This window comes from Tepidiphilus sp. HLB4, from assembly GCF_054823945.1.
Map to the genome: position 1 here is coordinate 31,165 of NZ_JSYB01000007.1, position 25,829 is coordinate 56,993.

Here is a 25,829-nt window from a genome sequence, read left to right on the forward strand (position 1 = left end):
CACGGGCGCCGCATGCACGCTCACATCCTAGGGTATTCGCAGGGTTGGCGCTGGATCGCCGACGGGTTCGCGCTGTGGCGCCGCGCCCCGGCGCTCACGAGTTACGTCAGTTTCGCCTACGTGCTGATCCTGCTGCTCGCTTCCAGCCTGCCCTATCTCGGACAGCTCATCGCGCCGCTCCTCATGCCCATTCTTTCCATCGGCGTGCTCGAGGGCATGGCCGCTGCCGAAGCCGGGCGCCGTCCGGGACCAGAGATTCTTTTCGCCGGATTCCGCGGTCCTTGGCGCTCGCTCGCCCTCCTCGGCGCTTTCCAATTGGCGGGAAACCTGCTCGCCGTGCTCGCCACGGTGCTCGTCGACGGCGGCCTGCTGCTCGGCCTGTACCGCGGCACGATCGATCCCGCCTCGCTCGAGGGCGACCCGCAACTCCTGTGGCCGCTGCTCGTCTGGCTCGCGGTGGCGCTGCCGGTGACCATGGCCTACTGGTTCGCCCCGCCGCTGGTCGCCTGGTACCGGCAGCCCTGGATCAAGGCGCTCTTCTTCAGCTTCTACGCCATGCTGCGCAACTGGCGCCCTTTCCTCCTCTATGCGCTGGGGCTCGCGGCGCTCGCCTTCGTCGTGGCGTTCGCGGTCTCGCTGCTCGCCGCGCTCATCCATCCCTACGTGCTCGGCATCGCCATGTTCCTGCTGCCGCTGGTGCTCGTGCCGACGCTCTTCGCCGGGCTCTACTTGCAAGTACGCGATGTCTTCGGCCCCCGCTAACGCCCCGCTGCGGCCGATCGGCGTGCTCGGCGGCACCTTCGACCCCATCCACTACGGCCACCTGCGGCTCGCCGAAGAGGCCCGCGAGGCGCTCGCCCTCGAGCGCGTGCTCTTCATCCCGGCGGGCGACCCGCCGCATCGGCCCGCGCCGGGCACCCCGGCCGCCCATCGGCTCGGAATGGTACGTTGCGCCCTCCGTGGCCATGCCGCCTTTCGCGCCGACGACCTGGAGCTGCGCCGCGGCGGCAAGAGCTATACCGTCACCACGCTGGAAACCTTGCGCCGCCGCTACGGTCCACACCGCCCGCTCGTGCTGATTCTCGGCGCCGACGCCTTCTTCGGCCTGCCTTCGTGGCACCAGTGGCAGCGGCTCTTCGAGCTGGCCCACCTGCTCGTGGCCATGCGGCCGGATTTTCCGCCGCCTTGGGGAAGCGAACCGCCCGAAGACGATCCCCCTGAGCCCGGAGCCGGCTTGCCGCCGGCGCTGCAGGAGGTACTCGCCGTACGGCGTGCACCGAAACTCGCGCACCTTGCCGAGACCCCGGCCGGCCTCGTCGGATTCTTCCGCAACACGCCGCTCGCCATCTCGGCCACGAGCATCCGCCGGCTGCTGCACGAGGGGCGCAGCGCCCGCTATCTCTTGCCGGAGGCGGTGCTGCGCTACATCGCCACCCATTCGCTGTACCAAGGAGACTCTCTGATCCCATGACCGCCACCGATACCCTGCTCGATGCCGAAGCCATCGCCGCCCTGTCCGTGGGCGCCCTCGAAGACGTCAAAGGTGAAGACATCCGCGTGTTCGACACGCAAGCGCTCTCGCCGCTCTTCGATCGCGTCATCGTCGCCAGCGCCCAGTCCACGCGCCAGACCAAGGCGCTCGCCCAACGCGTGATCCAGCGCGCCAAGGAAGCCGGCATCCCCATCGTCGGCGTCGAGGGCGAGGCGCTGGGCGAATGGGTGCTCGTCGATCTCGGACCGGTCGTCGTGCACGTCATGCAGCCGGCCGTGCGCGCCTACTATCGCCTCGAAGACCTGTGGCAGCACGGCGCTGGCGGGCGGCAAAGCGCCTGAACCCCGGCCGATGAAGCTCACGCTGCTAGCGGTCGGCACGCGCCTGCCTTCCTGGGCCGAGTCCGCCTGCGCCGAATACGCGCGGCGTTTTCCCCCCGATCTGCCGCTGGCGATCGTGGAAGTCAAAGCCGAGCCGCGCACCGGCGGCAAGCCCGTGGTCGAACTCAAGCGCCGCGAAGCCGAACGGCTGCGCGCGCAGATCCCCACCGGGGCACGCCTCGTCGCGCTCGACGAGCATGGCTCCGACCTCGATACGAAGCAGCTCGCCGATCGGCTCCAGTCCTGGCGCCGGGACGGACGCGACGTGGCGCTCCTCATCGGCGGGCCCGACGGGCTCGATCCCGCGCTACTGCAGGCCGCCGACGAAACCGTGCGCCTCTCCAGTCTGACGCTGCCGCACGCGCTCGCCCGCGTCGTGCTCATCGAAGCGCTCTATCGCGCCTGGAGCCTGACGGCCGGACATCCCTATCACCGCGAGTAAACCCTTCAGGGTTTACCCGACTGCCGCAAGCAACCATTTGGCACTAGGCTTACTCCTCGACTAAGCTGAAGCGGAGAAGAGGCGCCTACCCGCGCCCGACCGCATGAATCCCTGCCGACTCGCCACGAGCGAGCCCGGCGGATGAAAGGAGGAGACACCGATGGCCAGCACCCCTGCCGGCGCGCCCGCCGTGGCCGCCCCCCTCGCCTCGCTCGACGACCGCTATCGCGTCACTGGGCGCGTCTATCTCACCGGCTACCAGGCGCTCGTGCGTCTGCTGCTCATCCAGCGCGAACGCGACGCAGCCGCCGGGCTCAACACCGCCGGGTTCGTCTCCGGCTATCGCGGCTCGCCTCTGGGCGGGCTCGATCAGACCCTGTGGCGCGCCAAGGAACACTTGCGCTCGCACCACATCGTTTTCCAGCCCGGCGTCAACGAAGACCTCGCCGCCACCGCCGTCTGGGGCACGCAGCAGGTGGGGCTCTTCCCCGGCGCCAAATACGACGGCGTCTTCGCCATGTGGTACGGCAAGGGGCCGGGGGTGGACCGATGCGGCGACGTCTTCCGCCACGCCAACGCCGCCGGCACCTCGCGCTTCGGCGGCGTGCTGGCCGTGGCTGGCGACGACCATGCCGCCAAGTCCTCCACGCTGCCGCACCAGACGGATCACGTCTTCAAGGCGCTGATGATGCCGGTGCTCGCACCGGCCGGCGTGCAGGAATACCTCGACCTGGGCCTCCACGGTTACGCCCTGTCGCGCTACTGCGGCTGCTGGGTGGCCTTCAAGGCGCTCGCCGACACGGTGGAGACTTCGGCCTCGATCGACGTCGATCCGTTTCGCATCGAAACCCGCATCCCCGACGATTTTCCCCTGCCGCCCGACGGCCTCAACATCCGCTGGCCCGATCCGCCGCTGGTGCAAGAAAAACGGCTGCTGCACCACAAGCTCTATGCCGCGCTCGCCTACTGCCGCGCCAACGGGCTCAATCGCGTGGTCATCGATTCGCCGCAGCCGCGCCTGGGCATCATCACCTCCGGCAAGGCCTATCTGGACGTGCGCCAGGCGCTCGACGATCTGGGCATCGACGAGACGCTCGCCGCGCAGATCGGCCTGCGCGTCTACAAGGTCGGCATGGTCTGGCCGCTCGAAGCCGAAGGGGTGCGCCGTTTCGCCGAAGGGCTCGAAGAGATCCTCGTCGTCGAGGAGAAACGCCAGCTCATCGAATACCAGCTCAAGGAGGAGCTCTACAACTGGCGCGAGGACGTGCGGCCGCGCGTGATCGGCAAGTTCGACGAGAAAGGTGAATGGGCCCACATCCTGCGCCCGGACGGAACGGTAGACCACGGCCAATGGCTGCTGCCCGCGGCCGGCGAGCTCACGCCGGCGCAGATCGCCCGCGTCATCGCCCAGCGCATCGCGCGCTTCTACACCTCCGAGCGCATCCGCGAGCGTCTGGCCTTCCTCGAGGCGAGCGAACGCGCGCTCAGCGTGCGCCCGCCCGCCGCCGAACGCGTTCCCACCTTCTGCCCGGGCTGCCCGCACAACACCTCCACCCGCGTGCCCGAGGGCAGCCGGGCGGTCGCCGGCATCGGCTGCCATTACATGGTCACCTGGATGCCCGATCGGCGCACCGCCACCTTCACCCACATGGGCGGCGAGGGCGTCAATTGGGTAGGACAGGCGCCCTTTACCGAGGAGCGCCACCTCTTCGCCAACATGGGCGACGGCACCTATTTCCACTCCGGCATTCTCGCCATCCGTCAGGCGGTGGCCGCCGGAGTCAATATCACCTACAAGATCCTGTTCAACGACGCCGTGGCCATGACCGGCGGTCAGCCGGTCGATGGCCCGCTCACCGTGCCGCTGCTCGTCAAACAGCTGCAGGCTGAAGGCGTGGCCAACATCGTGGTGGTCACCGACGGCACGCCGCGCCCCTATGGTCCGGCCGACCTGCGCCACGTCCCGATCCGGCATCGCGACGAGCTCGAGGCGATCCAGCGCGAGCTGCGGCAACTGCCGGGCGTCTCCGCCCTCGTCTACGACCAGACCTGCGCCGCCGAGAAGCGGCGCCGGCGCAAACGCGGCCTCTACCCCGATCCCCCCAGGCGCGTCTTCATCCACGAAGGCGTATGCGAAGGCTGCGGCGACTGCACCGTGCAGTCGAACTGCGTGGCCGTGGTGCCGCTCGAGACCGAGTTCGGGCGCAAGCGGCGCATCGACCAGTCCAACTGCAACAAGGACTACAGCTGTCTCAAGGGATTTTGCCCCAGTTTCGTCACCATCGAAGGGGGGCGACCGCGCAAGGGCAAGGCGCTCGCCGACGAGCCGGCGCGTTTCACCGAGCCGCCCGAACCGATTCTGCCCGAGCTCGCATCGCCCTGGAACCTTCTCGTGACCGGCGTGGGTGGCACAGGGGTGATCACGATCGGCGCGCTCATCGGCATGGCGGCGCACCTCGACGGCAAGGGCGTCACCGTGCTCGACATGACGGGGCTCGCGCAGAAGAACGGCTCGGTCTTCAGCCACATCCGCATCGCCGCCACGCCGCAGGACCTGCATGCGGTGCGCATCGCCGCCGGCGCGGCGGATGTGGTCATCGGCGGGGATCTCATCGTCACCGCGAGCGCCGAAGCGCTCACCAAGATGGCCCCGGGACGCACGCGCGTGGTCACCAACGCCGCCGAGATTACGACCATCGACTTTCTGCGCAACCCCGACTGGGCCTTTCCCGACCAGGAGATGCAAGCGCGCATCCGCGAGGCCGTGGGGGATGCGCCGGCCGAGTTTCTCGATGCCACGGGGCTTGCCACCCGGCTCATGGGAGACGCCATCGCCACCAACCTCTTCCTCCTGGGCTACGCCTGGCAGAAAGGCTGGGTGCCGGTGCGCCACGAATCGCTCATGCGCGCGATCGAATTGAACGGCGTGGCGGTGGACATGAACCGCGCCGCCTTCCTGTGGGGGCGGCGCATGGCGCACGAGCCGCAGGCGGTGCGCGATTTCGCCCGCCCCGCAGCCGAGTCCGGGGCGCGCTTCGCCCGCACGCTCGACGAGGTGATCGAACGGCGCGCCACCTACCTCGTCGACTACCAGGACGAAGCCTATGCCGAACGCTATCGCCGGCTGGTGGCGCGCGTGCGCGAGGCCGAACGCGCGCTGCGCGGCGCCCCCGCCGAAGAGACCCCCGGCACGATGCCACTCACCGACGCCGTGGCCCGCTCCTACTTCAAGCTGCTGGCGATCAAGGACGAATACGAAGTGGCGCGCCTGTACTGCGACCCGAAATTCTGGCAAAAACTGGAGGACACCTTCGAAGGCCCCTTCGAGGTGCGCTTCCATCTCGCCCCGCCGCTCCTTGCCCGCCCCGACCCCGTCACCGGCCTCATCGCCAAGCGCGAGTACGGTCCGAGCATGCGCCACGCCTTCGCCCTGCTCGCGAAGATGAAACGGCTGCGCGGCACGGCGCTCGATCCTTTCGCCCGCACCGAGGAGCGGCGCTGGGAGCGGGGGCTCGTCGCCGAATTCGAGGGCGACGTCGACCGCGTGCTGCGCGAACTCACCGCCGAGCGCCTGGCGCTCGCCACCGAGCTGCTTTCCTTGCCGCAGCGCATCCGCGGCTACGGGCACGTCAAACGCGCCGCCGGCGAAGAGGCAGCCCGGCGACGCGCGGCCTTGTGGCAACGCTGGCAGGAAACGGGCGCGGCCAGCGCGACGCAGCCGGCGGCGGGATACCCCGTGCCGGCTTGAGCACTGAAGCGCGCGAGGCGGTATCATGAAAACATGACGTTTCGCCTCCCGCGCTCGCCGCTTTTCGCCGCGGCCCTGGTCCAGCTGCTGGGCTGGCTGCTCGCCTTCGCCGCCGCGCGCCTGGGCTTCATCACCGGACTGTGGCCGCTCCTCGCCGTGCAGGCGTTCGCAGCGGCAGGCATGGCCGCGCTGCTGCGCAGCCCCTGGTGGTGGCTCGCCCTGCACCTCGTCTTTTCCCCCGCCCTCGTGGCCCTGCACGGCCTGGGGCTCGCGCCGGCATGGTATCTGGCGGCCTTCGTCGCGCTCGCCCTCGTCTTCGGCAACCCGGTACGCACGCGTGTACCGCTCTTTCTGTCGCACCGCGCCACGATAGAGGCGCTCTCGGCGCTCTTGCCACCGGATCGCCCTTTTCGCTTTCTGGACGTAGGCAGCGGCACGGGACGCGTCGTCGTCGCGCTCGCACGCGCCTTTCCCCAGGGAGAATTCACGGGCGTCGAGCAGGCGATCCTGCCGCACCTGATCGCGCGCTGGCGCGGCCGCGGACTGCCCAACCTGCACCTGCGGCGCGCCGATGCCTTCGCGCTGCCCTGGACAGGATACGACGTGCTCTACGCCTTCCTCTCGCCCGTGCCCATGCCCGACTTGTGGCGCAAGGCTTGCGCGGAACTCCCGCCGGGAGCGCTCGTCTGTAGCAACGAGTTCCCCATCCCAGGGATCGAGCCCCAAGCCCGCGTCTTGCCGCAAGGCACCACCCGTCCTCTCTGGCTTTACCGCGTGGCGTAGCGTTGGAATTGGAGGGATAGGGGGCCGCTATTTTCCTCAAGATTCGGCGCGTATCTGCCGATAATCCTGCCAAGGCTGCCCTCCACCACGAGGTTTTTCGTCATGGCGATCCTGATCGCGATCATCGGCAACAAAGGCGGCACCGGCAAGACCACGCTCTCGCACCTGCTGTGCCACGGCCTGGGACTGCTCGGCCGGCGCTCGGCCTGCGTGCTCACCGACACCACCCGCCAACCGCTCGATCCGCGCGGACGGCGCTACGTGATCGCCGACGCCCGCTCGCTCGATACGCTCAAGCGCATCATCGACAAGCTGCGCCCGCTCGATGACTGGATCGGCGTGATCGACGGCGGCGGCAACCGTCCCGACGTCGACCGGCGCCTCTATGCCCTGTCCGATCTGGTGCTGCTGCCGTTTCGCGAGTCGCACGAAGATATCCGCACGGTCGTCGCCGATCTCGAGCAGTTCCCCCGCGCCTACGCCGTACCCAGCCAGTGGCCGGTCAACGCCTGGCAGCGCGAGGCGGCCGATCGCGCGGTAGCGCAGCTGATGGCGCCTTACCTCGGCCGCATCCTGCGCCCCGTCCCGATGGTCTCGGCAACCAAGCTGTTGCTGCAAAAGCGCCTGCCGGCGCAACTTCCCACCCCCCTCAACAACACGGCCCGGCGATTCGCCCGCCAGCTGCTGGAAGTGCTCGACCTCGGCCGGGAGCTACCCACCTCCTTCGAGGAAGAAGAAGGCGAAGCAGTCTGTGAAGGCATTCCCGAAGAAGAAATGCCGTTGCGCCTCAAGCGCTGAGGAGCGCCTCGCGCTACAATGCCAAGGGAAAACGGCGGCACGAAGTGCCGCACCGACCGGGGAGGAAGACCATGACGCAGAATTTCTTCGAGGGCAGCGATCCCTTCGCCTTCATGCGGCAGATGTGCGCCAACATCGGCGTGCCGCTGCCGGGAATGGTGTTTCCGACGATGGACCTCGCCGACGTCGAGCGGCGCATCGCCGAGTTCAAGGCGGTGGAACAGTGGCTGCAGATGAACCTCAGCACCCTGCAGATGACGCGCCAATCGCTGGAAATGCAGCGGGTCGCCATCCTCTCGCTCTCCCAGATGGGCACGGCGAGCCAAGCCGCAGCAGCGGAAGCGGCCACCACGCCGGCCGGCAATCCTTTCGAGGCGATGGCGCAGCTGTGGCAGACGATGCAACAGGCCGCCCAGCAGACGGTGGAGGCCACCGCCACCGCCGCTCAGGCGGCGCATCAGGCCTTCTCCCAACCCCCTTCCCCACCGCCCGCAGCCGAGTCTCCGGCCGCGCCGCCCTCGGCCGGCGCGGACACGGGCCCGGAAGGATCTTCGCCCAAACCCAAGGCGGCGCGACGGCGGCAGAAAAGCGCCCAGGCGCCCGATCAAGGCGGCGGCGAAAACGCCTAACCCCGCCGCACCCGCAGCGGCGAGCGAGGCCAGGGGCCGCCTTCCTCCGCCGTCTTCAGGGCATTCCGCTCACGAAAGAGCGGGTGCTCCAGCGTTTCCTCGGGTGCAAGCACCGGCGTGACGCAGCAATCGAGCGGCGCGAAGAACACCGCCCATTCGTCGCGCGTGCGCGTGCGCAGCACCGCCGCCAGTTCCGCTCTGGCCCTGGCCCCTTCGTCGCCCGCGGCGCGATGGAAAGGGATGAGGTCGGGGCGAGCGATCGCCTCGCACAGCCGCACCCAGAATTTCTCTTCCAGCGCCCCGACGGCGAGGTGGCGCCCGTCGGCAGTCTCGTAGACGCCATAGCACGGCACCCCGCCAGTGAGCAGCCCCGCACCGCGCGGTTCGCTGCGCCCTTCGACCAGCGCCTGCGCCAGAGGAAATACCAGATGCGCCCAGCTGGCCTCGGTCATGGAGAGGTCGACGTGCGCGCCAACCCCGTCGCGCCGCGCCGCATGCACGGCGGCCACCACGGCCAGCGCCGCGTGCAGCGCCCCGCCCAGCAGGTCGGCGATCTGCAGGTTGCACTGCGCGGGCGGTCCACCGGCCGTGCCGGTCTGATGCAGCACCCCGGCGAGCGAGAGATAGTTGATGTCGTGCCCCGCCGCCTGCGCCATCGGCCCGTCCTGGCCGTAGCCGGAGATGGACACCAGCACGATGCGCGGATTGAGCGCGCGCATGGCGTCGAACCCCCAGCCGAGCCGCTCGAGCACGCCGGGACGGAATCCTTCGAGCACCGCGTCGGCCTCGCGCAGACGCGCCGCGAACCACGCCCGCCCCTCCTCGCTCTTGAGATCGATGCGATGGATTTCCTTGCGCGCATTGAGACGACGGTAAATGAAGGATTCGTCCTCCCCGGGCAGGCGCACGCCCAAACGCGCGGCGTCGTCGCCTTGGGGCGGCTCGACCTTGATCACGCGCGCACCGAGTTCGGCCAGATGCCAACCGGCCATCGGCCCCGGCAGCAGCAGCGAGAGATCGAGCACCGTCATGCCCGCAAGCAGAGGCATGGGCTCAGTCATCTCAGTCATATTTCCTCCGATCATCGATCACCTTGCCGTCGTTCGGCAGGCTGCCTGGCGGCACGAAACGCACCTCGCCGCGCAGCTTGGTGATCTCGCGCAAGCTCGTCTCGATCGCCTGACGCAGATCGTCGTCCCCCTGCGCCACTTCGCACTCGAGAATCATGACGTCGGAGAGATTCGGATTCTCGACCACCAACCGGGCGCGCCGCACTTCAGGGTGGCGCGAAGCCACCGCCAGCACCTGCGAGGGATGCACGAACATCCCTTTGACCTTGGTCGTCTGATCCGCCCGTCCGAGCCAGCCGCGGATGCGCGTGTTGGTGCGCCCGCAGGGCGAGATGCCGGGCAAGACGGCCGAGAGATCCCCCGTACCGAAGCGGATCAGGGGATAGACCGGATTGAAGGTAGTGACCACCACCTCCCCCACCTCGCCCTCGGGCACCGGTTCGCTCCCGCCTGGGCGCACGATCTCGACGATCACGTCCTCGTCGAGTACCAGCCCCTCGCGCGCCTCGGTCTCGTAGGCGACGAGGCCCAGATCCGCGGTGGCGTAGCCCTGATAGGCGTCGATGCCGGCTTCGGCCACTTCGCGCTGCAGTGCCGGAGGGAACGCTTCGCCAGAAACGAAAGCCTTGCGCAGGGAAAGCGCCACGCCTGCCTCACGGCACTTGTGGATCAGGATGCGCAGGAAGGAAGGTGTACCGGTGTAGGCATTCGGTTTCAAATCGGCGATCGCCTGTACCTGCAGTTCGGTCTGCCCGACTCCGGCCGGAAAGACGGTGCAGCCGAGCGCATGCGCACCGGTCTCCATCATGCTGCCCGCTGGCGTCATGTGATAGGAGAAAGTGTTCTGCACCAGGTCTCCTTCGCCGAAACCGGCGGCGAAGAGGGCACGCGCCATGCGGTAATGATCCGGCCGGTTGCCCTCGGGCTCGTAGATCGGGCCGGGGGAAGCGAATACGCGCAGCACCTCCCGCCCCCACCCGACAGCGGCGAAACCGCCGAACGGCCGCTCGCGCTGTTGCAGTTCCAGCAATTCCGACTTGCGCACCACCGGCAGCCGGGCGAGCGCCGCGCGCGAAGTGATCTCACTTGGATCGATGTCGGCGAGCAATCTGGCGTAGGCCGGCGCATGCGCCTTGGCATGCGCGATCTGCGCCGGCAAGCGGGCAAAGAGATCGGCTTCACGCCGCTCCTGCGGCCAGGTCTCGCGCTCGTCGTAGTAGCGGCGCCGCGCCGCCCGAGTCGTCCCCTGGGTCATGTGTTCTCTCCGTCAAGACAGCCAGCGCTTGCGCCGACGATAATGTTTCACCTCGCGGAAGCTCTTGCGCCCCTGCGACGACAGACCGAGGTAGAACTCCTTCACGTCCTCGTTCTCGCGCAGTTCCTGAGCGTCGCCCTCCATCACCACGCGGCCGTTTTCCAGGATGTAGCCGAAATTGGCGTAGCGCAGCGCCACCATGGTGTTCTGTTCGGCGAGCAGAAAGCTCACGTTTTCCTTGGCGTTGAGCTCATGCACGATTTCGAAAATCTCTTCGACCACCTGCGGCGCCAGGCCCATGGAAGGTTCGTCGAGCAGGATCATCTCGGGCGCGGCCATGAGCGCCCGGCCGATGGCGCACATCTGCTGCTCGCCGCCCGAGGTGTAGCCGGCCTGCGACTTGCGCCGCTCCTTGAGCCGGGGGAAGTAGTGATAGACGCGCTCGAGCGCCTGGCCGAGCTGGGCGCGCGAGAGCCTGCGCGTGTAGGCCCCGGTGAGAAGATTTTCCTCGATGGTGAGGTGCTCGAAACAGTGCCGCCCCTCCATCACCTGGATGACACCCCGGCGCACCAGCTCGTTGGGCGTGAGATCATCCACGCGTTCCCCCTTGAAGCTGATCGAGCCTTTGGTCACCTCGCCGCGCTCGGCGCGCAGCAGGTTGGAGATGGCCTTGAGCGTGGTCGATTTGCCCGCCCCGTTCGCGCCGAGCAGGGCGACGACGCCGCCGCGCGGCACTTCGAGCGAGACGCCCTTGAGCACCAGGATCACGTGGTCGTAGATCACCTCGACGTTGTTGACGACGAGATAGGGTTCGCCGCCGGCGGCCCCGCGAAGCGCTTCAGCATTCATGCCCAGCCCTCATCCTTGGCTCTCCTGTCCCCAAGCTCCCCCCAAGGAGCGCGGCGGCCCGTCGAGGACCGCCGCCAATGCCTCACTGCTCCTTGCTGCAATCACGCGGCGTGATGCCTTTTTCCTTGGCGTAGGCCGCCGCCGACTCTTCCACCAGCGAGCGCACCAGCTCGCGGTCCGGTTCGATCCAGTCGGAGACCGACACCCACTTCGTGCCGTCCCACTGCTGGAAGCGCACCCGCCCCGAGCCCTCGTGGTCGGCGCACGACAGCGCCAGCGCCGGCATCAGGCCCTTCGCGCCGATCGCCTCCAGCCGCTTCTCGTCGAGCTTGAGGTTTTCCAGCGCCCAGCGCATCTGCTCGCCGGTGACTGGTTTGCCCTTGCCGAATTTCTCCTGCGCGAGCCGCAGCGCTTCCACGTAGATGATGCCGTGGCCCACGCCGCGGTTGTAATAGGTGCTGCCGACGCGCTTGGGATCCTGCATATCGCCCTGGCCTTTGGCATAGACGAGCTTCTGGATGTCCTGGATGACGGCGAAGTCGGTGCCCGCCGGGTTGAACGCCCCGGCCACGAAGCCCTTGGCGGCATCGCCCGCCGGCACGACGTCCTCCTCGGCCCCGGACCACCACCAGCCCACGATCCGCTCGGCCGGGAAACCCGTGCGCGCCGCAGTCTTCAGGGCCGTCGGGTTCGACACGCCATAGGTGAGCAGAATCACGTAATCCGGTCGCATCTGCCGGATCTGCAGCCACTGCGCCTGCTGCTCGTTGCCGGGCATGGCCACGGCGATCTTCTCGGTGGTGAAACCCCACTTCTGCGCCAAGCGGTCGAGCACGGGGAAAGGCTCCTTGCCCGGGGCGAAGTCGAGATAGAGCACGGCGATCTTCTTGCCCTTGAGCTTGTCCATCCCCCCCTCGCGCTGGCCGAGGTAACCGACGATGGCCGAGGCCTGCGACCAGTAAGTGGCGATCATGGGAAAGACCCAGGGGAAGACGCGCCCGTCGGCGGTGTCCGAGCGGCCGATGCCGATCGACAGCAGCGGGATCTTGTCCTGCGGCACGCGCTCGAACACGCCAAAGGTGATGCCGGTGGAGACCGGGGCGAAGAGCACGTTCTGCTGGTCCCCCTGTTTCTTCAGCCGCTCGTAGCACTCCACGCCGCGCGCGTTGTTGTATTCTGTCTCGCATTCCTGCCACACGAGCTTGACACCATTGACCCCGCCCTCGCGCTCGTTGATGAGCTTCATGTAGTCGATCCAGCCGCCGAACACCCCCGTGCCGCCGGCCGCGTACGGTCCGACGCGATAGCTCGGCAAGCCGAGGTACTGTTCCGCCGCCTGCGCCGTACCCAGACCGGCCGCGCCCCAGACGGTGGCCGCCGCCACCGCCGTCAGCCATGCTTTTTTCAGTTTCATCGCCATGCCTCCTCTTGGTGTGGTGAAACGCCCGCGCCGTCGACCGCCTCCGCTCAGTGCGGGAAAGGCCACAGGCGCAGTTTCTCCTTGCCGATCTGCCACAGGCGGGTGAGGCCGTGCGGCTCGACGATCAGGAAGAAGATGATGAGCACGCCGAACACGATCAACTCCAGGTTCGAGGCGAGCGTGGCCGGGACGAGCGCCCCGACCGAAGTGTGCATCAGCACGTTGAGTCCCACCGGCAGCAACAGGATGAAGGCCGCGCCGAGAAAAGCCCCCAGCACCGAACCCATCCCACCGATGATGATCATGAAGAGGATCTTGAAGGAAAGATCGAGCCCGAAGCCATCGGGCTCCACCGTGCCGAGGTAGGTGTAGGCGTAGAGCCCGCCGGCGATGCCGCAGTAAAAGGAAGAGACGGCGAAGGCGAGCAGCTTGGTCTTCATGAGCGGAATGCCGATCACCTCGGCCGCCACGTCCATGTCGCGCACCGCCATCCACGAGCGGCCCGTGTTGGTGCGCGCGAGGTTCTTCGCCACCAGGGCGAGCAGCGAGACGATGGCGAGCGTGAGCAGATACTTGCGCGCCGGCGTATCGAAAGCGAAGCCGAAGATCTCGATGCGCTGCGCGGTGATGATGCCGGAGGAAGAATAGTTGGAGAACCAGGGAAACTTGGCGAGCGCCCAGACGATGAAGAACTGCGCCGCCAGCGTAGCCATGGCGAGGTAGAAACCCTTGATGCGCAGCGAAGGCAGGCCGAAGACGACCCCCACGGCCGCCGCGCTCAGCCCGCCGAGGACGAGTCCCACCAGGAAAGGCAGCCCGTCGAGGCGCAGCAAGAAATTGTAAGTGGCGTACGCCCCCACGGCCATGAAGGCCCCCGTGCCCAGCGACAGCTGCCCGGCGTAACCGGTGAGGATGTTGAGCCCCAGGGCAGCGAGGGCGAACACCAGTACCGGCGTGAGCACCGCCTGCAGCCAGTATTCGCTCGCCACGAAGGGCGCGACGAAGAACGCCGCAGCCACGAGCGCCGCCATGACGATGCGGTCCTGCTTGATGGGGAAAATCTGCTGATCTTCCTCGTAGCTCGCCTTGAACTGTCCCGCCTCGCGATAGATCATCTCACGTTCCTCCCGATACCGTCAGACGCGGTCGATGTGTTTTTCGCCGAAGAGCCCCTCGGGCCGGATCAGCAGGAAGACGAGCGCCAACACGTAGGGAAACCACGAATCGATCCCCCCGCCCACGAAAGGCCCGAGATACACTTCGGCCAGTTTCTCGCTCGCCCCGATGATGAGCCCGCCGACGATGGCGCCGGGCACCGAAGTGAGCCCGCCGAGGATCAGCACCGGCAGCGCCTTGAGCGCCGTATAGGTGAGCGCGAACTGCACGCCGTTGCGCGAGCCCCACACCAGCCCGGCCACGATGGCCACGAACCCGGCCACCGCCCACACGATCACCCAGATGCGCTGCAGCGGAATGCCGATCGACAGCGCCGCCTGGTGATCGTCGGCCACCGCCCGCAGCGCCCGCCCCACCTTGGTATATTGGAAGAAGAGCGCGAGCACCGCCACCAGCACCCCGGCCACCGTGGCCGCGACGAGATCGAACTTGGAGATCATGAGGTTGTAGCGCTCGAGCAGCCCCATCACCGGCTCGTCGGCGATGCCCAGATCCAGCCCACGCACCACCGCCCCCCACATGCCTTGCGCCACCCCCTCGATCAGATAGCTCAGCCCGATGGTGGCCATGAAGAGGGTGATCGCCGGCTGATTGACGAGCTTGCGCAGCATGAAGCGCTCCACCAGCCAGGCGAGCAGCACCATGACGACGGCGGTGAGCACCAACGCCACCCAGAAAAGCCCCGCCCACTCGGGCGAAAGCCCCAGCCAGGCCGGCAGACGCTCGGTGAGCCCCACGAACGTGAGCGCGGCGAAGAAGACCATCGCCCCCTGGGCGAAATTGAGCACGCCGGACGCCTTGAAGATGAGCACGAATCCCAGCGCCACCAGGGCATAGAGCATGCCGGCCAGCAGACCGCCGATCAGCACTTCCAGAAAGAATCCCATCGTCCGCTCCTCCTCAATGCCCGGCGCCGAGATAGGCTTCGATCACGACCGGATCGTTGCGCACCTCATCGGGCGGCCCGTCGCCGATCTTGCGGCCGTAATCGAGCACCACCACCCGGTCGGAGATGTCCATCACCACCCCCATGTCGTGCTCGATGAGCACGATGGTGGTGCCCAACTGCTCGTTCACGTCGAGGATGAAGCGGCACATGTCCTGCTTCTCCTCCACGTTCATGCCGGCCATGGGCTCGTCGAGCAGCAGCAGCGACGGCTCGGCCGCCAGCGCCCGGGCGAGCTCCACCCGCTTTTGCAGGCCGTAGGGCAGGCGCCCCACCGGCGTCTTGCGGATGTTCTGGATCTCGAGGAAATCGATGATCTCCTCGACGCGCTTGCGATGCGCGATCTCCTCGCGCCGGCTCGGCCCCCAGTAGAGCGCATTCCACAGGAAATTTCGCCGCATCATGAGGTTGCGACCGGTCATGATGTTGTCGAGCACCGTCATGCCCTTGAAGAGCGCGATGTTCTGAAAGGTGCGGGCGATGCCCTGCGCCGCCGCCTCGTGCGGGTTCATTCGCCGCCGCTCCTGGCCACGGAAGACGATGCGCCCCTGCTGCGGGTGATACACCCCGTTGATAACGTTGAGCATGGAGCTCTTGCCCGCGCCGTTGGGGCCGATGATGGCGCGGATCTCGCCCTCGCGCACGTCGAAACTGATGTTGGTGAGCGCCTTGACCCCGCCGAACGACAGCGAAATGTTCTGCAGATCGAGGATCACGTCGCCGATGACTCGCGCCATTTCCTCCTCCTTCAGCCTTGCGGGCGCGGCGAGGGCGGAAAGACCTTCGCGTCGCGGATGCGCACCTCGGCGGCGATCTTGCCGGCGCGCCCGTCCTCGTACTTGACCGCCGTCTCGATGTACTGGCTGTCCTTGCCGGCGTAGAGCGCCTCGACCAGCACGGCGTACTTCTCGGCGATGAAGCGCCGGCGCACCTTGCGCGTGCGGGTGAGCTCCTCGTCGTCGGCGTCGAGCTCCTTGTGCAGGATGAGGAAACGCCGGATCTGCGAGCCGCCCATCTGCGGATCGTGGCTCAGGTCCTCATTGACCTGCTCCACGCACTGCTGGATGAGATCGTAGACGGCCGGCTGCTGCGCCAGATCGGTGTAGCCCGAATAGGCGAGCCCCCGGCGCTCGGCCCAGTTGCCCACCGCCTCCAGGTCGATGTTGATGAAGGCGGTCACGTAAGGGCGATCGTGCCCGAAGGCCACCGCCTCCTTGATGAGGGGGAAGAACTTGAGCTTGTTCTCGATGTAGTTGGGCGCGAATATCGAGCCGTCCTTGAGCCTTCCCACGTCCTTGGCCCGGTCGATGATCTTGAGGTGCCCATCCTCGTCGAAGAAGCCCGCATCCCCGGTCATGAAGTAGCCTTCTTCGTCGAAGGCCTCGGCCGTATCCTGCGGCCGCTTGTAGTAGGCCTTGAGCAGCATCGGACCGCGCACGCGGATCTCGCCGTTGTCGGCGATTTTCACCTCCACCCCAGGGGCGGGCTTGCCCACCGAGTCGAGCTTGACCTCGCCGTCGGGTTGCAGGCAGACGTAGGCGCAGGTCTCCGTCTGACCGTAGAGCTGCTTGAGGTTGATGCCGATCGAGCGGTAGAAACGGAAGAGATCCGGCCCGATCGCCGCCCCGGCCGTATAGGCCACGCGCAGGCGCGACAGGCCGAGCACGTTGCGCAGCGGCCCATAGACCAGGATCTCGCCCAAGGCGTAGTGCAGGCGCTGCAGCAGCGGCACCGGCCTGCCTTCGAGGATCTGGATGCCGCAGCGCTCGGCCACCTTCATGAAATGGCGGAACATCGCCTGCTTCAAACGCCCGGCATCCTCCATGCGGATCCACACCTGCGTGCGCAGGTTCTCGAACACGCGCGGCGGGGCGAAGTAGTACGTGGGACCGATTTCGCGCAGATCGGTCATCACCGTCTCGCTCGACTCGGGGCAATTGATGGTGAAGCCTGCCGCGTAAGCCTGGGCATAAGAGAAAAGATGGTCCCCCACCCAGGCCATCGGCAGGTAGGAGAGCACTTCCTCGCGGTCGGTGAGGTGGTCGAACTGCACCCCGCCCATGCCGGCGAAGAGGAACGCCCGATGCGTCTGGCACACCCCCTTGGGCTTGCCAGTAGTGCCCGACGTGTAGAGCATCACCGAGACGTCGTCGCTCTCCCCTTTCTCGATCTCCTCGTCGACGAAATCGGGCTGGTTGCGGTCGTGGATGCGCCCGGCCTCCAGGAGCTCGTCCAGTCCCTGCAGCAGCGGCTGGGTGTAATGGCGCATGCCACGCGGATCGTCGTAGAAGATGCGCTCGAGCGAGGGCAGGCGGTCGAGGATCTCGAGGAGCTTGTCGACCTGCTCCTGATCCTCCACCACCGCCATCTTGACCTCGGCGTCCTGCAGCACGTAGGCCATCTCCTCGGCGATCGCATCTTGGTAGAGCAGCACCGGGATGCCCCCCAGACATTGCGCCGCGGCCACCGCCAGGTAGAGGCGTGGCCGGTTGTCGCCGACGATGGCCAGGCGATCGCCACGCCGGAATCCCGCCTCGGCCAGCCCGCAGGCGAGCGCGCGCACCTGGGCGTAGCACTCGCCCCAGGTGTAGGTTTGCCAGATGCCGTATTCCTTCTCGCGGATCGCCGGCCGGTCGGCGCGTACGCGGGCGTGATGCCGCAGCAGGCGCGGAAAAGTCTCCAGACCCGGAATGATCGCAGGGGCATGCGGTTTCGTGCCCTCGGCCATGCCAACCCTCCTCCAATCCGATGAGCGTGTGCCCCGCCGTCGTTTTCTTTTTTCGGCGGGGCCGTCTCCCTCCACGCGACGGCTGCATTGTGCCGGCGAAGTCTTGCAAGGGTTTGTCAAAAACGTAACGCGAATGTAACGGCGAGCGCCCGCGGATCCCCTCACACGCGAGATAGCTTTTTTGCACTTGATACTGATTATCGTTTACTATATCATTTGCAAAGAAACGTCTCACGAACCGAGCCATGACCCAAGAACCTCGCCGCGTCCTTCCGCCCTGGGCGATCCTCGCCGCCCTCTCGCTGCACGGCGCGGTCCTCTACGCCGGGGCACGCGCCCTGCCTGAAGTGCAGACGCCTCCTGTCGCCCCGAGCATGACGATCGCCTGGGTCGTTCCGGCACCGGATCCCGCTCCTGCGGCAACGGCGGCCCCCGCCGTCGAACCTGCGCCGGCCACCGGGCCCTCGCCGACCCCGCCCAAGGCGAAAGCCCCCGCACGCACGACGGCCAAGCCCCGTACTCCTGCCAGATCCAGCCCGCCGCCGACGCAAGCGGTGACTGCGGCCGCAACCTCGTCCGTCGCGGCAAACGAGGCCGGAGGCGACCCTGCACCCCCTGCGGACACGGCACCGGCCGCCCCCGTGCGCGGCAATACTGGAAGCACGGAAGCCGCGCCCTTCACCGAACCGCGCTTCGACGCCGCCTATCTCGCCAATCCGCGCCCCTCCTACCCCCCGGTATCGCGCCAGCTCGGCGAGCAGGGCAAAGTGATCCTGCGCGTACTGGTCGGCGCCGACGGGTCGCCACGCCGCGTCGAACTGGAGCGCTCTTCCGGCTACCACCGGCTCGACCGGGCCGCGCGCGAGGCCGTCGAGCGCTGGAGATTCGTCCCCGCGCGCCGCGGCGACACCCCGGTCGAAGCCACCGTGCTCGTCCCCATCGCTTTCTCCCTTTCTTCATCCTGACCCTTGCGGAGCCTCACCCATGAACGAATCCCTACTGCATTTCTTCGCCCAAGGCGACGGCGTGAGCCGCTTCATCTTCTTGCTGCTCGCGCTGCTTTCCGTGCTGAGCTGGGCCGTGATCCTTGCCAAGACGGCGCTGCATCTGCGCCTGTCGCGGCGCGCCGCCCAGTTTCTGCGCCGATTCTGGAACGCGGGCGACCTGGCCGAGATTGCGCGCGACCTGCGGGAACACGGCGCGATCGACCCGGCCTCGCACCTCGTGCATCACGGCCTCGAGGTGCTCGAACGCCTCGAGCGGGCCGGCGAAAACGCCGCGGCGCGCCCCGGGCCGCTCGGGGAGCGCGGCGAGCCTCAGGAGCTCCTCACCCGGGCGCTGCGCCGCGCCATCGACGAAGCCCGCGCCCGCGACGAGGCCGGCATGACGCTGCTCGGCACCACCGCTTCCAGCGCCCCCTTCATCGGGCTCTTCGGCACCGTCTGGGGCATCTATCACGCCCTGCAGGCGATCGCCGCCAGCGGCAGCGCCTCGCTCGACAAGGTGGCCGGCCCCATCGGCGAAGCCCTGGTGATGACCGGATTCGGTCTGGCCACCGCGATTCCGGCCGCGATCGCCTACAACGCCTTCAGCCGCATCCAGCGTCGCCGCGCGCAGGAGCTGGAAGCCTTCGCCTACGACGTCTACACCTTCCTCGTCACCGGCATCAAGCGCCCAGCGACCCGGCCCGAGCCCGCCGTCGTCGCGCTCGATGCCGATGCCCCCCGCCCCGCCCGCAAGACCGCCTCCTGACGGAGAACCCCCATGGCCTTCGCCCGACTCGACAGCACCGGCGACACCGAACCGATCAACGAGATCAACATGGTGCCCTTCATCGACGTGATGCTGGTGCTGCTCATCATCTTCATCGTCACCGCGCCCTTGATGACCCACGCGGTGAAAGTCGACCTTCCCCAGGCGAGCAGCGCCCCCGACACGAAACGCGACGAGGAGCGCCTGCGCCTGCGGCTCGCCGCCGACGGCCAGACCCTGCACTGGAACGACGAGGCGATCGACTGGACGGCTCTGGAAGCGCGCCTCGCCGAGCTCACACCCCAAACCACCCTGGAGCTGCAGGCCGACCGTGCCACCCCCTACGAGGCGCTCGCCCGCCTGATGGCCGCCGCCTCGCGCCACGGCCTGGCGAAGATCGCCTTCGTGACGCTGCCCGGCGAACCCGCTCCCTGAAAAACGACGCTTTTCCCCAACCCCAAGGAGTTTTTTCGATGTCGACCGTCCCTCCGCACGAACCCCAGCCGCGAGCGGAAAACGCCGCGCCTCTTCGCCCCAAGGTGCTGCCGCTGGGCGCAGCGATGCTGATCGGCCTGGGCGCGGCGCAGCCGGCGCTCGCGCAAAGCGCCGAGACGGGCGCTGCCGACGCCCAGGTGCTGCCCACCGTCACCGTCACCGATGAGGCCCCTACCGCAACGCAGGGCTACCTCAAGCACACCACCCGCGTGGGCAAGACGCTGCAGGACCCGCACGAGATCCCGCAGGCGATCACCATCCTCACCCAGGACCTGCTCGAAGACCAGCAGGTAGGCTCCTTGCGCGAAGCCCTGCGCAACGTCTCGGGGCTCACCTTCAACGCCGCCGAGGGGGGCCGCTCCGGCGACAACATGATGCTGCGCGGCTTCTACACCTTCGGCGACATGTACCTCGACGGCATCCGCGACACCGCCCAATACAACCGCGAGACCTTCAACCTCGAAAGCGTGGAAGTGCTGCGCGGCTCGGCGGCCATGCTCTACGGCCGCGGCCAGGCAGGCGGGATCATCAACCAGGTAAGCAAGGCGCCTCTACCCGCCGACAAATACAAGCTCACCGGCTCCTTTGGCAGTGAAGACTATCGCGAGGGCACGGCCGATCTCAACAAAACCCTGGGAGAGAACTCGGCGCTGCGCGTGAACCTCATGAAGCGCACCGAGGAGAGCTGGCGTGAGAACCCCGCCAACGGCGCCGAACCCGAGATCGACCGCCAGGGCGCGGCCCTGAGTTTCGTCCACGGCATGGGCACGCGCGACGAAGTACAGCTCAACTACTACTATCTGCAGACCCGCGACAATCCCGACTACGGCGTGCCCTTCGACTCCACGACCAAGCGGCCGCTCAAACGCTACGGCACTTCCGCCTTCTGGGGCACCGACGACACGTTCGATGACTCCGACACGCACATCGCCACCGCCACCTACACCCACCGCTTCCAGCCCGGGACCGAGTGGCGCACCGTGCTGCGCTTTGCCGACTACGACCGCAGCTACTGGGCGCTCGCCCCTTCAGGCAGAGCCGCGCCCTCGGCCGACGGCTCGAGCGGCAGCGCGAAAACGCGTAACACCGACTATCGGACCGTGGCGCTGCAATCCGACCTCACCCATGCCCTCACGCTCGCCGGCATGCGCCACGAGCTGCTCGCCGGCTTCGAATACCTCAACGAAGACAGCCACCGCCGCTCGCTGCGCAATCTCGCCGCCCCAGGGGCGCCGGCCTTCTATCGCCCCGGCATCGAGGATCCCAAGGCGAGCGCCACCGATTTCACCGGCGACAGCTACGCGCTGCTCGCCCAGGACACCATCGAATTCCTGCCCGGCTGGAAACTCACCCTGGGCGCACGCCGCGACGAGCTCTCCGCCGACTACAGCAACGTCAATTCCCCCAGCCTCGACTACGGCGAGAACAGCTACCGGGCGGGCCTGTCGTGGCTGCCCACCGCCAACCAGCACTACTATCTCTCGTGGTCCGACAGCTTCAGCCCCACCGCCGACCTCTACCAGCTCTCCGGCGGCGAATATCCGGCCGAGCGCAGCGACGTGGTCGAGCTCGGGGCCAAGTGGATGCTCTTCGAAGGCGATCTCTCGCTGCGCGCCGCGCTCTTTCGCGCCACCAAGGATTGGGAGCGCAACACCGATCTCGAGACCACCGGCGCCATCCTCACCCGCAAGCGCCGCACCGACGGGCTGGAGCTCGAAGCCGCCGGCCGCATCACCGAGCGCTGGGAAGTCTTCGCCGGCCTGGCCCTGATGGACGCCGAAATCCTCAAAGTGGCCCCCGGCGCCGACCCGCGCCTCAAGGGGCAGCAGCCGCGCAACACGCCAGACTACACCTTCAACCTGTGGACCACCTACCGCTTCATGCCAGGCTGGAAAGCCGGCCTGGGCGCCGAGACCAAAGGCGAGCGCTATGGCTATAACCCCATGGCCGCCAACGGACCCTTCGTAAACGGCAAGTTCTCGCCCAACGTCGCCCCCTCCTACACCCGCTGGGACGCCATGCTCGCCTATGAACAGCCCTCCTACACGGTACGCATGAACGTGCGCAACCTTTTCGACAAGGTCTATTATGATGCCATCTACGACAACGGCGGCTTCGTCGTCCCCGGCACCGACCGGGCGGTGATCCTCACGGCCGAGTTCAAGTTCTGAGCTTTCGGCGGGGCTCCTGGCCCCGCCCTCAACGGAAGACACCATGCTCCTGACGATCGACGAAGTTCTCTCCGCCGCGGAAGTCGAACGCGCCCGGACACTGCTCGCGCAGGCGCGCTGGGTCGATGGCCGCAGCAGCGCCGGACCACTCGCGCGCGAAGTCAAGAACAACCTGCAGATCGCCGAAGACTGCCCCACCCTCGCCCCCTTGCGCCAGCTGGTGCTGCAGGCGCTCGAGCGCGAGCCACTCGTCTTTTCCGCCGTGCTGCCGCGCGACATCTTTCCGCCGCAGTTCAACCGCTACCGCGCCATCGGCGAGGGTGAGCACTACGGGCCGCACGTCGATGCCGCCATCCGGCTGGTGGGCGAGCGCAAACTGCGTACCGACGTCTCGGCCACCCTCTTTTTCAGCGCCCCGGAAGAATACGACGGCGGCGAGCTCGTGATCCACGACCTCTTCGGCACACAGCGCGTCAAGGGCAAGGCCGGTTCCATCGTCATCTACCCCGCCAGTTCGCTGCACGAGGTCACGCCAGTCACCCGGGGCGAGCGGCTCGCCTCCTTCATGTGGTTCCAGAGCCTGGTGCCCGACCCGGTCGAACGACGCCTGCTCTTCGAACTCGACATGGCCACCCTGACGCTGCGCAGCGAACACGGGGAGGGCGCGCTCGCCGCGCGCTTCTCCACGATCTACCACAACCTGCTGCGACGCTGGAGCGTCTAGCCGTGTCCGACACTCCTGCGCCCGTATGCGCCGAAGACTACCTCGAACTGGCGCAGCAGCGGCTGCCGCCGGACGTCGCCGCCTACCTCTTCGGCGGGGCCGAGGCGGAACTGGCGGCGCGGCGCAACCGCGAGGCGCTCGATGCCGCCACCCTCATTCCCCGTTTCGTGCGCGACACTCCTTTTACCCCACCGGGCGGCCCGACCCTCTTCGGCCGGCGCCACGCCTCGCCGCTGCTGCTCGCGCCGATCGCCCATCAGCGCCTCTTCCATCCCGACGGCGAAGCGGCGAGCGTCCTCGCCGCGCTGGCGCAAGGCGTCACGCCCATCGTCTCCAGCCTGGCGAGCACCCCCTGGCCGCAACTGCGCCAGCTCGCCGAAGACGAAGCACTGTGGTTCCAGATCTACTGGCAGGGCGATCGTGCCGCCACCGAGCGGCTCATCGAGCGCGCCGCGGCGCTGCGCCCCGAAGCCTGGATGATCACCCTGGATGCGCCCATCGGAGGCTTGCGCTGGCGGCTGTGGCGCAGCGGTTTTCGCCTGCCGCCGCGGGCGGCGCCAGCCAACCTCGAAGCGCAGGCGCCGACGCAGCGCACGCACGACCTGGCGGCCCTCCTTGCGCTCGCCCCCACGCGCGACGATCTCGCCTGGCTGCGCGATCGCCTGCGGCAGCCCCTCCTGGCCAAAGGCGTATTGCACGAAGCAGACGCCGAGGCATTGGCGCGGCTGGGTTACGACGGCCTCGCCGTCTCCAACCACGGCGGACGAACTTTCGATGCCGCCCCGGCGAGTCTCACCCAGCTCGAACCGATCGCACGGGCCGTGGGAGAAAAGATGACCGTGCTTTTCGATGGCGGCGTGCGCCGCGGCAGCGACGTCGCCAAAGCCCTGGCGCAGGGCGCATCGGCCGTGCTCGTCGGCCGCCCCTACGTGGCAGCGCTTGCCCTAGAGGGCGCCCACGGCGTGGCCCGCTGCCTGCGGCTGCTGCGCGACGAGTACGCCGCCGTCGCCGCCCTGCGGTAGAGGCGCCAAGCGCCGCAGCGCCTCGCCCTTGGTGCAGGGCATGCGTTCGGCCAGCAGCGCGCGCATCGCCCGCTCCCAGAAACGGCGCGAGCGCTCGTGGCGCATATCCACCGGATGCAGCCCCAGTCGCAGCCAGGAACGGTTCGCGCTGCGCCTCAGCCAGCGCTCATTGACCGCCTGCGAGGCAAGCCGCCGCCAGCCGCTGCGGGCGCTCCACACGAGGCTCGGCGCATCGATCGGACACCACCCCTCGCCCGCGCGCCCATACACCCGCCGCGGCGAGCTGGTGTAGCGCAGGGGAAAGCCCGCGAGCGCGCGCCAGGCGCCTTCGCCCAAGAGCCAACCCGGCGCGACGAAGCCCTCCACCGGCCAGCCCAGGCACGAGAAGAGCGCGAGTCCCCGTTCGAGCCGTGCCTGGGCCTCTGATTCGGAGATCGCCGCGAATTCCCCCTCGTGGGTAAGGATGCGGCGGCGCACGAAATCGGCCAGACCACGGCAGGGCAACTCGTCGGCGTGGAAATAGCCGTGCAGCACCGCCTCGCCGCCGCGGGCCAGTTCCCGCTCGATCGCCGCGCAAAAACGGGGATCGCGGTCGAACGTCCCTTGCCCGTGGTAGTCGGGTACCACCAAGAGCGTCAATGGCACGCCCAGCGCCGCTGCGCGCGCGGCAAAGTCGGCATAAAGCGGCCAGGTGGCCGGGGCCACGTCGTGCAGCACCACGGAAAAGAGCGCCTTCATCGCCCCCCCTGCCAGGCATCGGCCACTTCTGCATCCACCGGCACCGGCAGCAATGCAGGCACCCCGCACAAGGCGCGGTAATGCTCCAGCAGTCCGGGAAGCACCGCCGGCCAGGCGTAGCGGCGTTCCACCCAGGCGCGCGCCTGCCGCCCGGCCTCTTCAAGATCGACTTCGCGCACGAAGTCGCGTACCGTCTGTGCAAAGACCGTCGCATCCAGGCTCGGCGCGATCCGGCCAGCCTCGGGCGGCACCAGTTCGGATACGGCCCCGCCGGCTACGCCGACCACGGGGATGCCGCTTGCCATCGCCTCGAGCACCACCAGACCGAAAGTCTCCTGATTGCCGGCGTGCACCAGCAGATCGGCGCTGGCGAGGATGCGGGCGACGTCCTCACGGCCGACGAAGCGATCGACCACGGTCACGTTTTCCGGTACCCGGTGCGGCATGGCGCTGCCCACGAGCAGCAGGTGGAAGTCCTCGCCCAAGAGCCGCGTCGCCGCGAGCAGCACGTCGAGATTCTTCTCGCGCGCACCACGGCCGGCGAAGACCATGAGGCAGCGCGCCTGGGGAATGCCCAGTTCGGCACGCAGAGCGGGATCGCGCCGCGCCGGCGAAAAAATCTGCGTATCCACCCCCAAGGGCTGGGCGATCGCCCCCTCCACGCCGAGCGCCGCCAGATGTTCCACCATGGTGCGGCTGGGCGTGAGCACCCGGTCGAAACGCCGGTAGAGCTTGCGCACGTAGGCGGCCGCCGCCAAACCCCAGGCGCGGCCGAAGCGCCGCTCGACGAGGCGTGGCAAATCCGAATGGTAGAAACCGATCACCGGCACCCCCAGCCGCTCGCCGGCCGACAGCGCCGCCCAGGCGGGAACGTAAGGGTCTCCCGCCTCGATCACGTCGGGCGAAAGCGCCACGAGCCGCTCTTCCCACGGTCCGGGGCGCAAGGGGAAGCGGTAGCCGGTGGAAAAAGGAATGGGCCAGGCCGAGATCGTCTCGCAGCCGGGTGCGGAGCGATCTTCGGCCCCAGGAACCACCAAGGTGTGCCGCACCCCTTCGATGGCGGAAAGAAAGCGCCGCTTCGATTCCAGATACGTCCGAACGCCTCCGCTCGATTCCGAGTAGAACAACGTGACATCGGCAAGATGCATGAACTGTCCGGTCAAGAGAAAATTGCCGCAAGTGTAACGCCGACTTGCCCCTGGACGCCACCC

The 25,829-nt window shown here is 67.9% G+C and carries 24 protein-coding genes; 14 read left to right on the forward strand and 10 right to left on the reverse strand.

All coding sequences use genetic code 11. The features are described 5' to 3' along the window. Positions 1–12 precede the first annotated feature (12 nt). From OA56_RS01695 to OA56_RS01730, 8 genes are all read left to right on the forward strand, one after another. On the forward strand, positions 13–762 hold the full coding sequence (locus OA56_RS01695; RefSeq protein ID WP_055423246.1) for a BPSS1780 family membrane protein: 750 nt from the start codon (positions 13–15) through the stop codon (positions 760–762). Continuing rightward, the gene (gene nadD, locus OA56_RS01700; RefSeq protein ID WP_055423247.1) at positions 743–1,471 is read left to right on the forward strand and encodes a nicotinate-nucleotide adenylyltransferase; all 729 of its coding nucleotides are present in this window, start codon (positions 743–745) and stop codon (positions 1,469–1,471) included. The genes OA56_RS01695 and nadD overlap by 20 nt, the downstream gene beginning before the upstream one ends. Then, positions 1,468–1,833 carry a ribosome silencing factor gene (gene rsfS / locus OA56_RS01705; protein ID WP_055423248.1) on the forward strand — a complete coding sequence of 122 codons (366 nt, stop codon included), beginning with the start codon at positions 1,468–1,470 and terminating at the stop codon, positions 1,831–1,833. The genes nadD and rsfS overlap by 4 nt, the downstream gene beginning before the upstream one ends. Positions 1,834–1,843: 10 nt before the next feature. Further along, positions 1,844–2,314 carry a 23S rRNA (pseudouridine(1915)-N(3))-methyltransferase RlmH gene (gene rlmH / locus OA56_RS01710; RefSeq protein ID WP_055423249.1) on the forward strand — a complete coding sequence of 157 codons (471 nt, stop codon included), beginning with the start codon at positions 1,844–1,846 and terminating at the stop codon, positions 2,312–2,314. Positions 2,315–2,474: 160 nt separating this feature from the next. Next, positions 2,475–6,062, forward strand: a complete 3,588-nt coding sequence (locus OA56_RS01715) for an indolepyruvate ferredoxin oxidoreductase family protein (RefSeq protein WP_461583254.1) — start codon at positions 2,475–2,477, stop codon at positions 6,060–6,062. A gap of 33 nt (positions 6,063–6,095) precedes the next feature. Continuing rightward, positions 6,096–6,845 carry a class I SAM-dependent methyltransferase gene (locus tag OA56_RS01720; protein WP_461583255.1) on the forward strand — a complete coding sequence of 250 codons (750 nt, stop codon included), beginning with the start codon at positions 6,096–6,098 and terminating at the stop codon, positions 6,843–6,845. Positions 6,846–6,947: 102 nt separating this feature from the next. Next, a complete protein-coding gene (locus tag OA56_RS01725) occupies positions 6,948–7,643 on the forward strand; it encodes a nucleotide-binding protein (protein WP_461583256.1) in 696 nt (231 codons plus the stop codon). 71 nt (positions 7,644–7,714) lie between these two features. Continuing rightward, entirely contained in the window at positions 7,715–8,272 is a 558-nt protein-coding gene (locus tag OA56_RS01730) for a PhaM family polyhydroxyalkanoate granule multifunctional regulatory protein (protein WP_055423253.1), read from the forward strand. Here OA56_RS01730 and OA56_RS01735 read toward each other — a convergent pair. The 8 genes from OA56_RS01735 to OA56_RS01770 form a co-directional block, all read right to left on the reverse strand. Beyond that, on the reverse strand, positions 8,269–9,342 hold the full coding sequence (locus OA56_RS01735) for a CaiB/BaiF CoA transferase family protein (RefSeq protein WP_206202209.1): 1,074 nt from the start codon (positions 9,340–9,342) through the stop codon (positions 8,269–8,271). The two genes, OA56_RS01730 and OA56_RS01735, sit on opposite strands and share 4 nt — an antisense overlap. Continuing rightward, positions 9,335–10,597, reverse strand: a complete 1,263-nt coding sequence (locus tag OA56_RS01740; RefSeq protein WP_461583257.1) for a phenylacetate--CoA ligase family protein — start codon at positions 10,595–10,597, stop codon at positions 9,335–9,337. Before OA56_RS01740 ends, OA56_RS01735 begins: the two co-directional genes overlap by 8 nt. Positions 10,598–10,609: 12 nt before the next feature. After that, positions 10,610–11,446, reverse strand: coding sequence for an ABC transporter ATP-binding protein (locus OA56_RS01745; RefSeq protein WP_055423256.1), 837 nt, complete (start codon positions 11,444–11,446; stop codon positions 10,610–10,612). A gap of 82 nt (positions 11,447–11,528) precedes the next feature. After that, positions 11,529–12,860: an ABC transporter substrate-binding protein gene (locus OA56_RS01750; RefSeq protein ID WP_461583258.1), complete on the reverse strand. Its 1,332-nt coding sequence runs from the start codon at positions 12,858–12,860 to the stop codon at positions 11,529–11,531. A gap of 53 nt (positions 12,861–12,913) precedes the next feature. Next, positions 12,914–13,981: a branched-chain amino acid ABC transporter permease gene (locus OA56_RS01755; RefSeq protein ID WP_055423258.1), complete on the reverse strand. Its 1,068-nt coding sequence runs from the start codon at positions 13,979–13,981 to the stop codon at positions 12,914–12,916. 21 nt (positions 13,982–14,002) lie between these two features. After that, the gene (locus OA56_RS01760; protein ID WP_055423259.1) at positions 14,003–14,929 is read right to left on the reverse strand and encodes a branched-chain amino acid ABC transporter permease; all 927 of its coding nucleotides are present in this window, start codon (positions 14,927–14,929) and stop codon (positions 14,003–14,005) included. 13 nt (positions 14,930–14,942) lie between these two features. Next, complete coding sequence (locus OA56_RS01765; protein ID WP_055423260.1) at positions 14,943–15,725, reverse strand: ABC transporter ATP-binding protein; 783 nt, start codon at positions 15,723–15,725, stop codon at positions 14,943–14,945. A gap of 11 nt (positions 15,726–15,736) precedes the next feature. Continuing rightward, complete coding sequence (locus tag OA56_RS01770) at positions 15,737–17,716, reverse strand: AMP-dependent synthetase/ligase (RefSeq protein WP_055423261.1); 1,980 nt, start codon at positions 17,714–17,716, stop codon at positions 15,737–15,739. 245 nt (positions 17,717–17,961) lie between these two features. Here OA56_RS01770 and OA56_RS01775 point away from each other — a divergent pair, with 245 nt between their 5' ends. The 6 genes from OA56_RS01775 to OA56_RS01800 are packed head-to-tail and all read left to right on the forward strand — an operon-like array spanning position 17,962 to position 23,880. Further along, positions 17,962–18,681: an energy transducer TonB gene (locus OA56_RS01775; protein WP_055423262.1), complete on the forward strand. Its 720-nt coding sequence runs from the start codon at positions 17,962–17,964 to the stop codon at positions 18,679–18,681. 19 nt (positions 18,682–18,700) lie between these two features. Next, the gene (locus OA56_RS01780) at positions 18,701–19,468 is read left to right on the forward strand and encodes a MotA/TolQ/ExbB proton channel family protein (protein WP_055423263.1); all 768 of its coding nucleotides are present in this window, start codon (positions 18,701–18,703) and stop codon (positions 19,466–19,468) included. A gap of 12 nt (positions 19,469–19,480) precedes the next feature. Beyond that, positions 19,481–19,903, forward strand: coding sequence for an ExbD/TolR family protein (locus tag OA56_RS01785; protein WP_055423264.1), 423 nt, complete (start codon positions 19,481–19,483; stop codon positions 19,901–19,903). A 38-nt stretch (positions 19,904–19,941) separates the two neighbouring features. After that, positions 19,942–22,134, forward strand: a complete 2,193-nt coding sequence (locus OA56_RS01790; protein ID WP_055423265.1) for a TonB-dependent receptor — start codon at positions 19,942–19,944, stop codon at positions 22,132–22,134. 43 nt (positions 22,135–22,177) lie between these two features. Next, the gene (locus tag OA56_RS01795; protein ID WP_461583259.1) at positions 22,178–22,858 is read left to right on the forward strand and encodes a Fe2+-dependent dioxygenase; all 681 of its coding nucleotides are present in this window, start codon (positions 22,178–22,180) and stop codon (positions 22,856–22,858) included. 2 nt (positions 22,859–22,860) lie between these two features. After that, positions 22,861–23,880: an alpha-hydroxy acid oxidase gene (locus OA56_RS01800; RefSeq protein ID WP_461583260.1), complete on the forward strand. Its 1,020-nt coding sequence runs from the start codon at positions 22,861–22,863 to the stop codon at positions 23,878–23,880. Here OA56_RS01800 and OA56_RS01805 read toward each other — a convergent pair. Together OA56_RS01805 and OA56_RS01810 are read right to left on the reverse strand one after the other, a co-directional pair. Next, on the reverse strand, positions 23,803–24,618 hold the full coding sequence (locus tag OA56_RS01805; protein WP_461583261.1) for a DUF2334 domain-containing protein: 816 nt from the start codon (positions 24,616–24,618) through the stop codon (positions 23,803–23,805). The two genes, OA56_RS01800 and OA56_RS01805, sit on opposite strands and share 78 nt — an antisense overlap. Continuing rightward, positions 24,615–25,766, reverse strand: a complete 1,152-nt coding sequence (locus tag OA56_RS01810) for a glycosyltransferase family 4 protein (RefSeq protein WP_055423268.1) — start codon at positions 25,764–25,766, stop codon at positions 24,615–24,617. The genes OA56_RS01805 and OA56_RS01810 overlap by 4 nt, the downstream gene beginning before the upstream one ends. Positions 25,767–25,829 lie beyond the last annotated feature (63 nt).

What these genes read in the sequence shown, in the direction of transcription:
- OA56_RS01695 (WP_055423246.1), top strand. Translation starts at nt 13, where the DNA reads ATGCACGCTCACATCCTAGGGTATTCGCAGGGTTGGCGCTGGATCGCC.
- OA56_RS01730 (WP_055423253.1), top strand. Translation starts at nt 7,715, where the DNA reads ATGACGCAGAATTTCTTCGAGGGCAGCGATCCCTTCGCCTTCATGCGG.
- OA56_RS01715 (WP_461583254.1), top strand. Translation starts at nt 2,475, where the DNA reads ATGGCCAGCACCCCTGCCGGCGCGCCCGCCGTGGCCGCCCCCCTCGCC.
- rsfS (WP_055423248.1), top strand. Translation starts at nt 1,468, where the DNA reads ATGACCGCCACCGATACCCTGCTCGATGCCGAAGCCATCGCCGCCCTG.
- OA56_RS01725 (WP_461583256.1), top strand. Translation starts at nt 6,948, where the DNA reads ATGGCGATCCTGATCGCGATCATCGGCAACAAAGGCGGCACCGGCAAG.
- OA56_RS01805 (WP_461583261.1), bottom strand. Translation starts at nt 24,618, where the DNA reads ATGAAGGCGCTCTTTTCCGTGGTGCTGCACGACGTGGCCCCGGCCACC.
- OA56_RS01770 (WP_055423261.1), bottom strand. Translation starts at nt 17,716, where the DNA reads ATGGCCGAGGGCACGAAACCGCATGCCCCTGCGATCATTCCGGGTCTG.
- OA56_RS01735 (WP_206202209.1), bottom strand. Translation starts at nt 9,342, where the DNA reads ATGACTGAGATGACTGAGCCCATGCCTCTGCTTGCGGGCATGACGGTG.
- OA56_RS01740 (WP_461583257.1), bottom strand. Translation starts at nt 10,597, where the DNA reads ATGACCCAGGGGACGACTCGGGCGGCGCGGCGCCGCTACTACGACGAG.
- OA56_RS01760 (WP_055423259.1), bottom strand. Translation starts at nt 14,929, where the DNA reads ATGGGATTCTTTCTGGAAGTGCTGATCGGCGGTCTGCTGGCCGGCATG.
- nadD (WP_055423247.1), top strand. Translation starts at nt 743, where the DNA reads ATGTCTTCGGCCCCCGCTAACGCCCCGCTGCGGCCGATCGGCGTGCTC.
- OA56_RS01755 (WP_055423258.1), bottom strand. Translation starts at nt 13,981, where the DNA reads ATGATCTATCGCGAGGCGGGACAGTTCAAGGCGAGCTACGAGGAAGAT.
- OA56_RS01795 (WP_461583259.1), top strand. Translation starts at nt 22,178, where the DNA reads ATGCTCCTGACGATCGACGAAGTTCTCTCCGCCGCGGAAGTCGAACGC.
- OA56_RS01750 (WP_461583258.1), bottom strand. Translation starts at nt 12,860, where the DNA reads ATGAAACTGAAAAAAGCATGGCTGACGGCGGTGGCGGCGGCCACCGTC.
- rlmH (WP_055423249.1), top strand. Translation starts at nt 1,844, where the DNA reads ATGAAGCTCACGCTGCTAGCGGTCGGCACGCGCCTGCCTTCCTGGGCC.
- OA56_RS01775 (WP_055423262.1), top strand. Translation starts at nt 17,962, where the DNA reads ATGACCCAAGAACCTCGCCGCGTCCTTCCGCCCTGGGCGATCCTCGCC.
- OA56_RS01720 (WP_461583255.1), top strand. Translation starts at nt 6,096, where the DNA reads ATGACGTTTCGCCTCCCGCGCTCGCCGCTTTTCGCCGCGGCCCTGGTC.
- OA56_RS01780 (WP_055423263.1), top strand. Translation starts at nt 18,701, where the DNA reads ATGAACGAATCCCTACTGCATTTCTTCGCCCAAGGCGACGGCGTGAGC.
- OA56_RS01790 (WP_055423265.1), top strand. Translation starts at nt 19,942, where the DNA reads ATGTCGACCGTCCCTCCGCACGAACCCCAGCCGCGAGCGGAAAACGCC.
- OA56_RS01745 (WP_055423256.1), bottom strand. Translation starts at nt 11,446, where the DNA reads ATGAATGCTGAAGCGCTTCGCGGGGCCGCCGGCGGCGAACCCTATCTC.
- OA56_RS01785 (WP_055423264.1), top strand. Translation starts at nt 19,481, where the DNA reads ATGGCCTTCGCCCGACTCGACAGCACCGGCGACACCGAACCGATCAAC.
- OA56_RS01810 (WP_055423268.1), bottom strand. Translation starts at nt 25,766, where the DNA reads ATGCATCTTGCCGATGTCACGTTGTTCTACTCGGAATCGAGCGGAGGC.
- OA56_RS01765 (WP_055423260.1), bottom strand. Translation starts at nt 15,725, where the DNA reads ATGGCGCGAGTCATCGGCGACGTGATCCTCGATCTGCAGAACATTTCG.